The following is a 1,951-nucleotide window of genomic DNA, read 5'->3' as shown; positions in this document are numbered from 1 at the left end:
AATCGTTCATGATAATATTTTAAATAAAAAGAGTATTTCCGGCAGAAATAAAACCTTGTCATTTCTGAAAAGGATGTATGGACTGGATGATTCCATACCGCTGTACCGGGTCTTTCGATACCTTTTTAAACAATACGAGAAAGAGCACCCGATCTTATTACTCCTCTATGCATTGGCTCGTGATAAGTCACTGCGCATTGCAGCAGATTATGTGTTATCTCTTGATTGTGGTGCTCAGGCAAATAAGGATGACTTGATTCACATATTGAGTCAGTATCTGGAAGGTTCTTTTACAGAAAAAACCCTCAAATCAATGGCCGAGAACCTTCTTTCTTCATGGACACAATCAGGCCATCTTGTTGGAAAGGTAAAAAAAATCCGGACAAAATCCACATCAGGTCCCGCATCATTAACGTTTGCCCTTTATTTAGGGACATTAATCGGATTAGGAGGAATTATGCTTGTAAAGTCTCCGTTCATGAGTGTTCTGGATTTGAATGAGACTGAACGGGATGAACTGCTCCATTCTGCTTCTGTGATGGGTTTTATCTCGTATAAATCTGCGGGTGGGATGATTGAAATTACTATGAAAAACCCGGTTTATTCTCTGGGGGAAGTATGACCCATATCGAAACGTTACTGGATGTGTATAGTAAGCAGCTTTCAATCCCCTGGGATCCCCGGGCTGCACCGGAAGAGAAGGTGTGGTTTTGTGTCTATGATCCTTCAGATGAACGCAGGTTACTCAGAAGGATTGATGAATTCGCTCTTGCTACTGAAAGAGCCGGGTATCACTGGCTTCTTATTGATATATTTCCATTTTTTGATGAATGGTGTGGTATTCATCCTTATAAGGAAGAATTTTACAAAAATCCAAAACGTCTAATATCTGCAGAAAAAATGTTTCTTCAGTATATCATTGAACGGTTATCACAACAGTGGGATAAAGATGACGATTCTAAAATAATTGCTATTTCAGGGGCTGGTTCACTCTTTGGGATAATTCGGCTGAGTAGATTGATAGAAGAGATTGTGAAGAAACTTCCTATTCCTGGAAGGTTGTTAGTATTTTTTCCAGGGAGTCACCGGGGGTATTGCTATCAATTTATGAATGATCATGACGGGTGGAATTATAAAGCATTTCCAATTGAAGTAAAGAATGAAGACGAGTAAGAGAAATATGGCAAATGTTACATTAAATAAAGATATTTTTCAGAATGACCCGACTACCTATGACATTCCGAATGATGGGTATACAAAGGTTGCCCCGATTACCACAAAGCGCGAGTGGGATGTTGCACGGTGGGAACTTCAGCATTTTGTTTGTGAGGGATCATATTATACTGGTCTTAAAAAGATTTTAGATTCGTTTCTTGATCATTTAGATCAACCAAAGCAACCAGCGGTCTGGGTCAGTGGATTTTTTGGTTCTGGAAAATCCCATCTTGTCCGAATTCTTGACTTTCTTTGGGCTGACATTACATTCTCTGATGGTACTACGGCAAGGACTCTTGCCCGTCTTCCTGATGATATTCAGGATTCATTAAAGCGACTTGATACTGAAACCAGAAGATCTGGTGGTATTTGGTCTGCTGCCGGGACACTTTCCGGAGGGGATTCACATGATCCCAGGGAGGCAGTATTACAGGTAATTTTACGAGCTGCAGGTTATCCGGATCATGATCTCCAGCTTGCCCGAATTCATCTATGGCTTGCACAGGAAGGAGTCCTTGATTCTATTCGCTCGGACCTGATGTCGATGGGAAAGGAAGACGATCTTCAATATTGTCTCATTTCTCCGGCATTTGCGCAGGTTGCACTCAAATATCTCCCTGATCTTGGACCCACTCCTCAGGATCTTTTTACCAGGCTTGATCGTCAATTCCCCGAAGAGACGAATATGACAACTGACCTGATGGTTAGTTTAATTGATGAGATATTTAAAACAAAA

Annotated in this window: 2 protein-coding genes and 1 pseudogene; all 3 read left to right on the top strand. The window is 40.9% G+C overall.

What is annotated here, in order from left to right; translation table 11 throughout:
• Positions 1-622 (top strand): hypothetical protein (locus PLA23_RS12995; protein WP_324475466.1); only part of this gene is annotated, 622 nt, incomplete at its 5' end.
• The gene (locus PLA23_RS12990) at positions 619-1,173 is read left to right on the top strand and encodes a BREX protein BrxB domain-containing protein (protein ID WP_324475465.1); all 555 of its coding nucleotides are present in this window, start codon (positions 619-621) and stop codon (positions 1,171-1,173) included. The genes PLA23_RS12995 and PLA23_RS12990, both read left to right, overlap by 4 nt.
• Positions 1,174-1,180: 7 nt before the next feature.
• A pseudogene (locus PLA23_RS12985) lies at positions 1,181-1,951 on the top strand (BREX system P-loop protein BrxC); the annotation flags it as partial.

This window comes from Methanospirillum sp. (assembly GCF_035406105.1).
Classification (GTDB): domain Archaea; phylum Halobacteriota; class Methanomicrobia; order Methanomicrobiales; family Methanospirillaceae; genus Methanospirillum.
This window is presented reverse-complemented; position numbering and strand designations above follow the sequence as displayed.

Excerpts from the sequence above, each read along its gene's own strand:
- PLA23_RS12990 (WP_324475465.1), top strand. The coding sequence starts at position 619 with ATGACCCATATCGAAACGTTACTGGATGTGTATAGTAAGCAGCTTTCA.